Genomic DNA, 6292 nt, shown 5'->3' on the forward strand with positions numbered 1-6292 from the left:
CTTCAGTCGATGGTGCCGGACAGCAGCGGCACGAAGGTGACCGCGGCCAGCCGCGTCTCGTCGACGCCGCCGTCCTCGCGGCGGACCAGCTTCACCAGCGCCTGCCCGCCGCTGCCGCCGACGGGCGCGACCAGCACGCCGCCGGGACGCAGCTGTTCGACCAGCGCCGGCACCAGCGCCGGCGCGGCGGCGGTGACGATGATCGCGTCGTAGGGGCCGTGCTCGGGCCAGCCGATGCGGCCGTCGTCGTGCTTGCTGCGGATGTTCATGCCCAGGGTGCGGAAGCGCTTGCGCGCCTGCCGCAGCAGTTCGCCGATGCGCTCGACCGTGTATACCTCCAGCCCCAGCGCGGCCAGCACCGCGGCCTGGTAGCCGGAGCCGGTGCCCACTTCCAGCACCTTCGACGGCGCGTGCTCCAGCAGCACCTCGGTCATCCGCGCCACCACCCACGGCTGGGAAATGGTCTGGCCGTGGCCGATCGGCAGCGCGGTGTCCTCGTAGGCGCGGCTGGCCAGCGCTTCGTCGACGAACAGGTGCCGCGGCAGGGTGCGGATCACGTTGAGCACGCGCTCGTCGGCGATTCCCGCCTCGCGCAGGCGCTCGACCAGGCGGTCGCGCACGCGTTGCGAGGTCATGCCCAGGCCCACCGCCTCCGGTTGCAGGCGCAGCCGCGGGGTCATGCCTGCCCTCCGCCGGCGTCCGTGCCCGGCCCGGCCAGCGCCGCGCTGAGGCCGCCGACCCAGCCGGCGACCTTTTCCAGCGCCTGGTAGCGGGTCAGGTCGACGTGGATCGGCGTGATCGAGATGTGGCCGGTGCGGACCGCGTGGAAATCCGTGCCCGGGCCGGCGTCCTGCTCCGGACCGGCCGGGCCGATCCAGTACACGGTGCGGCCGCGCGGGTCCGGCTGCGGCACGCAGGGTTCGGAACGGTGACGGTTGCCCAGCCGGGTGACCTCGAAGCCGCGCACCTCGCCCCAGGCCAGGTCGGGCACGTTGACGTTGAGGATGGTGTCGGCCGGCAGCGGGTCGGTGATCAGCCTGGCCACGATCTCCACCGCCGCGCGCGCCGCGGTCTCGTAGTGCCTGGCGTCGTGGTTGCGCGTGGCCAGCGACATCGCCACCGCCGGCAGGCCGAGGAAGCGGCCTTCCATCGCCGCCGATACCGTGCCCGAATAGATCACGTCGTCGCCGAGGTTGGCGGTGTTGTTGATCCCCGAAACCACGATGTCCGGCTCGAATTCGAACATGCCGGTCAGGGCCAGGTGCACGCAGTCGGTGGGCGTGCCGGCGACCGAGCAGGTGTAGTGGTCGATCCGCTTGACCCGGATCGGCAGGTCCAGGGTCAGCGAATTGCTGGCGCCGGAACGGTCGCGGTCGGGGGCTACGACATAAACCTCGTGGCCGGCGTCGCGCAGGCCCTCGGCCAGGGCATGGATGCCGGGCGCATCCACGCCATCATCGTTCGAAACAAGTACGCGCATGGGCTTCCTCGGAAACACCGGCATGATACCGGAAGCCTCCGCCGCGGTTGCGGGAGCCTGCGCTAACCTGTGCGCATGCACGAGGACGAGGAAGATCCCGCCGCCCTGTTCCGCGCCGCGGTCGGCGAGGTCGCGCCGCTGCGCAAGCCGTCGCAGCCGCCGCCGGCAGCGCCGCGCCCGCGTCCTGCGCGGCGCGCGGGAACGGACGAGGCTTCCGCCGGCGGGCGCATCGCCGACCATCCCGACGCGGTGCTGCTGCGCGGCGACGCCAGCGCCTTCCGCCGCGAACGGCTGCCGGCACGCGACTGGCAGCGCCTGCGCCGCGGCCAGTTCTCGGCGCAGGACGAACTGGACCTGCACGGCGCCAACGCGCTGCAGGCCGAGGCCCTGCTGGCCCGCTTCCTGGCCGAGGCGGTCGAGGCCGGGCTGGGCTGCGTGCGCATCGTCCATGGCAAGGGCGGCGGCGAGGGCGTGCCGGTGCTGAAGAACCTGGTCGACCGCTGGCTGCGCCTGCGCGGCGAGGTGCTGGCCTTCCATTCCGCACCGCCTGCGCAGGGCGGAACCGGCGCGCTGCTGGTCCTGCTCGCACGGCGCTGAGGGGCCACCACGGGGACCGCCGCGGCCCGGCCCGGCCCATACGGTCCGGTCCGGCCGATGCGTGCGGCTAGAATGCGCGAGATGGACGCCCCGGTCTTCACCGCCGCCGAACTGGCCGAACGCTTCGCCCTGCAGCTGCACGGCGATGGCGCCACCCCCGTGCGCGGGGTCGCCACCCTGGCCAATGCCGGCCCGGGCCAGCTCGCCTTCCTCGCCAACCCGCGCTACCGCGGGCAACTGGCGGAGTCGGCCGCGGCGGTGGTGGTGCTGCGCGCCGACGACGCGGCGGCAGCCCGCGGCGCAGCGCTGGTGGCGAAGGATCCATACGTGGCGTTCGCGAAGATCTCCGCGCTGTTCGAGCGCGTCCCGGCGCGCGCCGCCGGCATCCATCCGGGCGCCGCCATCGATCCGTCCGCCGAAGTCTCGGCGGATGCGCACGTCGGCCCGTTCGTTTCCATCGGCGCGCGCTCGCGGATCGGCCCCGGCTGCGTGATCGGCCCGGGCTGCAGCATCGGCGAGGACTGCGAACTGGAGGCCGGCTGCGAGCTGCAGGCGCGCGTCACCCTGGTCGCCCGCGTGCGCCTGGGCAAGCGCGTGCGGATCCTGCCCGGTGCGGTACTCGGCGCGGCCGGCTTCGGCCTGGCGATGGACGCCGGGCGCTGGGTCAACGTGCCGCAGCTCGGCGGCGTGGTGGTCGGCGACGACTGCGAGATCGGCGCCAACACCTGCATCGACCGCGGCGCGCTGGACGACACCACGCTGGACGAGGACGTGCGCATCGACAACCTGGTCCAGATCGGCCACAACGTCCGCATCGGCGCGCACACCGCAATCGCCGGCAGCGCCGCGGTCGCCGGCAGCGCCCGGATCGGCCGCTACTGCCTGATCGGCGGCGGCGCCGGCGTCGTCGGCCACCTCGAGATCGCCGACAAGGTCACCATCACCGCGCGCTCGCTGGTCACCCATTCCATCCGCGAGCCGGGCGAGTACTCGTCCGGCACCCCGCTTACCGACAACCGCACCTGGCGGAAGAACGCCGCCCGGTTCAAGCAGCTGGACGCGCTGGCGCGCCGCGTCAACGCCTCCACCCAGGAAAGCCCCGAATGAACGAAACCGTGAAGCTGCCCGTCGACGTCAACACCATCCAGACGCTGATCCCGCACCGCTACCCGTTCCTGCTGGTGGACAGGATCATCGACCTGGACATCGAGGCCAAGCGCATCGTCGGCGTGAAAAACATCACGTTCAACGAGCCGTTCTTCCAGGGCCACTTCCCCAGCCAGCCGATCATGCCGGGCGTGCTGATCATCGAGGCGCTGGCCCAGGCCGGCGGCGTGCTGACCCAGCTCTCGCTCGGCCGCGATGCGCAGTCCAAGCTGTTCTACATGGTCAAGGTCGACAACGCCCGCTTCAACAGGCAGGTCGTGCCGGGCGACGTGCTGGAACTGCACGTGCAGATCAAGCGGGTGATCCGCAACATGGCCGTGTACTACGGCGAGGCCAAGGTCGACGGCGAGATCGTTGCCAGCGCCGAAGTGCTGTGCGCCGGCACCCGCGAATAGCCCGCGCCGACCGCGGGCGTGGCCCGCGACCATGAAGCACCGCGCAGTCCCACCGGAGCCCCGATGAACGACACCGCCCGCATCCACCCCACCGCCGCCATCGACCCGGGCGCGCGCCTGGGCGAAGGGGTGAGCGTGGGCGCCTTCACCGTGATCGGCGCCGGGGTGGAGATCGGCGACGGCTGCGAGATCGGCCCGCACTGCAGCTTCGCCGGGCCGACCCGGATCGGCCGCGGCAACCGCTTCATCGGCCACGTCGCCGTCGGCGGCGAGCCGCAGGACAAGAAATTCGCCGGCGAGCGCACCGAACTGGTGATCGGCGAGCGCAACGTGTTCCGCGAGTTCGTGACCCTCAACCGCGGCACCGGCGGCGGCGGCGGCGTCACCCGCATCGGCGACGACAACTGGATGCTGGCCTACGTCCACGTCGCCCACGACTGCATCGTCGGCAACCACTGCATCTTCTCCAACAACACGACCCTTGCCGGGCATGTCACCGTGGGCGACTGGGTGATCATCAGCGGCTTCGCCGGCGCCCACCAGTTCTGCCGGATCGGCGACCACGCCTTCCTCGGCATGGGCGCGCTGGCCAACGGCGACGTCACCCCGTTCACCATGGTCGGCGGCAACTCGCTCGGACGGCCGCGCGGGATCAACAGCGAAGGCCTCAAGCGCCGCGGCTTCAGCCCCGAGCGGATCGCCGCGATCAAGCGCGCCTACCGCACCCTGTACGTCGCCGGGCTGCCGCTGGCCGAAGCGCGCGAGCAACTGGCGCAGCAGGCCGAAGGCAACGACGACGTGCGCCTGCTGCTGGATTTCATCGGCAGCGGCGAACGCCCGCTGCTGCGCTGAGGCGCGGCGGGGAGCCGGCGCGGTGAACGAGCGTATCCGGGGCAGCGAAGCAGCGCGGCGTGCCGGCGACGGCGGCCTGCGCATCGTGCTGGTCGCCGGCGAGGCCTCCGGCGACGCGCTCGGCGCCGGCCTGGTCGAGGAGCTGCGCAAGCGCTTCAACGACGCCCACTTCGCCGGCATCGGCGGCGACGCCATGCGCGCGGCCGGGGTGCAGACCTGGCACGACGCCAGCGAGCTGTCGGTGATGGGCCTGTTCGAGGTGCTGCGGCACCTGCCGCGCCTGCTGAAGCTGCGCCGCGAGTTCCGCCAGCGTGCGCTGGCCTGGCGCCCGGACGTGGTGATCGGCATCGACGCGCCGGATTTCAACCTGGGCGTGGAGCGCTGGTTCAAGCAGCGCGGCGTGCCCACCGTTCATTACGTCAGCCCCTCGGTCTGGGCCTGGCGCGAGAAGCGCGCAGAGAAGATCGGCGAAAGCGCCGACCGGGTGCTGTGCCTGTTCCCGATGGAGCCGCCGATCTATGCCCGCCACGGCGTGGACGCGCGCTTCGTCGGCCACCCGATGGCCGACGCGATGCCGCTGCAGCCGGACCGCGAGGCGGCGCGCGCGCAGTTGGGCCTGCCGCCCGGCGTGCCGGTGCTGGCGGTGCTGCCCGGCAGCCGGCTCGGCGAGATCGAGCGGCTGGGCGAAGTGTTCTTCGAGGCGGCCTGGCACGTATCCGAGGAAATGCGCGCGCTGCACGTGGTGGTGCCCGCGGCCAATGCCCGTTGCCGCGAACTGCTGCAGGCGCAGCTGTCGCGCTCGGCGCTGCCGGTGATGCATTCGCACCTGATCGATGGCCAGGCGCGCACCGTGCTGGCCGCCGCCGACGTGGTCCTGCTCGCCTCCGGCACCGCGACCCTGGAAACGATGCTGTCCAAGCGGCCGATGGTGGTCGGCTACCGCATCTCGCCGCTGACCTATCGCCTGGTGCGCGCGCTAGGCCTGATCAAGGTCGACCGCTACGCGCTGCCCAACGTGCTGGCCGGCGAGGACCTGGCACCCGAACTGATCCAGGACGACTGCACGCCCGCGAGCCTGGCCGACGCGGTGCTGCACTGGTTCCGTTCGCCCGAAGCGGTCGCCGCGCTCGAGCCGAAATACCTCGCCCTGCACCAGCAACTGCGCCGCGACGCGTCGGCCACCGCCGCCGACGCGGTGGCCACCTTGCCGGCGCTGGGCCAGCACCGGCCACGCCCGTGAGGCGACGCGCGGCCTCCGCCGACGCCGGCATGGGCATGTTCGCGATCGACCGCAGCGTGCTGCGCGTGGCCGGCGTCGACGAGGCCGGCCGCGGTCCGCTGGCCGGCCCGGTGGCCGTGGCCGCGGTGGTCCTGGACCCGCAGCGCCGCATCGACGGCCTGGCCGATTCGAAGAAGCTCAGCCACGCCCAGCGCGAAGCCCTGTACCCGCTGATCGTCGAACACGCGCTGGCCTTCCACATCGAGATGGTCGCGGTCGATGAGATCGACCGCCTCAACATCCTCCACGCCACCCTCGAAGGCATGCGCCGCTGCATCCTGGCGCTCGGCCCGCAGGTGCAGCTGGTGCGCATCGACGGCAACACCCTGCCGCGCGCCCTGCCGTGCATGGCCGAGGCGATCGTCGGCGGCGACGCGCTGGAGCCGGCGATCAGCGCCGCCTCGATCCTGGCCAAGGTCGCCCGCGACCGGCTGATGTGCCGCCTGCACGAGGAACACCCGCTCTACGGCTTCGACGTGCACAAGGGCTACCCCACCCCCGCCCCCCCCGCCTCTTCTACAC

Annotated in this window: 8 protein-coding genes; 6 read left to right on the top strand and 2 right to left on the bottom strand. The window is 72.4% G+C overall.

Going from position 1 to position 6292, the window contains the following annotated elements; translation table 11 throughout:
* Window positions 1–2: 2 nt before the first annotated feature.
* Window positions 3–680 carry a protein-L-isoaspartate(D-aspartate) O-methyltransferase gene (locus tag CSC64_RS11415; protein ID WP_162435449.1) on the bottom strand — a complete coding sequence of 226 codons (678 nt, stop codon included), beginning with the start codon at window positions 678–680 and terminating at the stop codon, window positions 3–5.
* Entirely contained in the window at window positions 677–1480 is an 804-nt protein-coding gene (gene surE / locus CSC64_RS11420; protein ID WP_162435450.1) for a 5'/3'-nucleotidase SurE, read from the bottom strand. Before surE ends, CSC64_RS11415 begins: the two co-directional genes overlap by 4 nt.
* A gap of 75 nt (window positions 1481–1555) precedes the next feature.
* On the opposite strand from surE, the gene CSC64_RS11425 reads away from it, so the two are divergent.
* The 6 genes from CSC64_RS11425 to CSC64_RS11450 form a co-directional block, all read left to right on the top strand.
* Entirely contained in the window at window positions 1556–2077 is a 522-nt protein-coding gene (locus tag CSC64_RS11425) for a Smr/MutS family protein (RefSeq protein ID WP_162435451.1), read from the top strand.
* Window positions 2078–2158: 81 nt separating this feature from the next.
* Entirely contained in the window at window positions 2159–3184 is a 1026-nt protein-coding gene (gene lpxD, locus CSC64_RS11430; protein ID WP_202922364.1) for a UDP-3-O-(3-hydroxymyristoyl)glucosamine N-acyltransferase, read from the top strand.
* Window positions 3181–3639 (top strand): 3-hydroxyacyl-ACP dehydratase FabZ, encoded by a 459-nt coding sequence (gene fabZ / locus CSC64_RS11435; RefSeq protein ID WP_162435453.1) that lies wholly within the window; start codon window positions 3181–3183, stop codon window positions 3637–3639. Before lpxD ends, fabZ begins: the two co-directional genes overlap by 4 nt.
* Before the next feature lie 63 nt (window positions 3640–3702).
* On the top strand, window positions 3703–4491 hold the full coding sequence (lpxA, locus tag CSC64_RS11440) for an acyl-ACP--UDP-N-acetylglucosamine O-acyltransferase (RefSeq protein ID WP_162435454.1): 789 nt from the start codon (window positions 3703–3705) through the stop codon (window positions 4489–4491).
* Between the two features lie 22 nt (window positions 4492–4513).
* Window positions 4514–5731, top strand: a complete 1218-nt coding sequence (gene lpxB, locus CSC64_RS11445; RefSeq protein ID WP_162435455.1) for a lipid-A-disaccharide synthase — start codon at window positions 4514–4516, stop codon at window positions 5729–5731.
* A gap of 29 nt (window positions 5732–5760) precedes the next feature.
* Window positions 5761–6292, top strand: a 532-nt coding sequence (locus CSC64_RS11450; RefSeq protein WP_162435457.1) for a ribonuclease HII, incomplete at its 3' end; no start/stop codon positions are given.

Origin of the sequence: Pseudoxanthomonas koreensis, from assembly GCF_010093225.1 — a bacterium.
Classification (GTDB): domain Bacteria; phylum Pseudomonadota; class Gammaproteobacteria; order Xanthomonadales; family Xanthomonadaceae; genus Pseudoxanthomonas; species Pseudoxanthomonas koreensis.

Excerpts from the sequence above, each read along its gene's own strand:
- CSC64_RS11415 (WP_162435449.1), bottom strand. The coding sequence starts at position 680 with ATGACCCCGCGGCTGCGCCTGCAACCGGAGGCGGTGGGCCTGGGCATG.
- surE (WP_162435450.1), bottom strand. The coding sequence starts at position 1,480 with ATGCGCGTACTTGTTTCGAACGATGATGGCGTGGATGCGCCCGGCATC.
- CSC64_RS11425 (WP_162435451.1), top strand. The coding sequence starts at position 1,556 with ATGCACGAGGACGAGGAAGATCCCGCCGCCCTGTTCCGCGCCGCGGTC.
- lpxD (WP_202922364.1), top strand. The coding sequence starts at position 2,159 with ATGGACGCCCCGGTCTTCACCGCCGCCGAACTGGCCGAACGCTTCGCC.
- fabZ (WP_162435453.1), top strand. The coding sequence starts at position 3,181 with ATGAACGAAACCGTGAAGCTGCCCGTCGACGTCAACACCATCCAGACG.
- lpxA (WP_162435454.1), top strand. The coding sequence starts at position 3,703 with ATGAACGACACCGCCCGCATCCACCCCACCGCCGCCATCGACCCGGGC.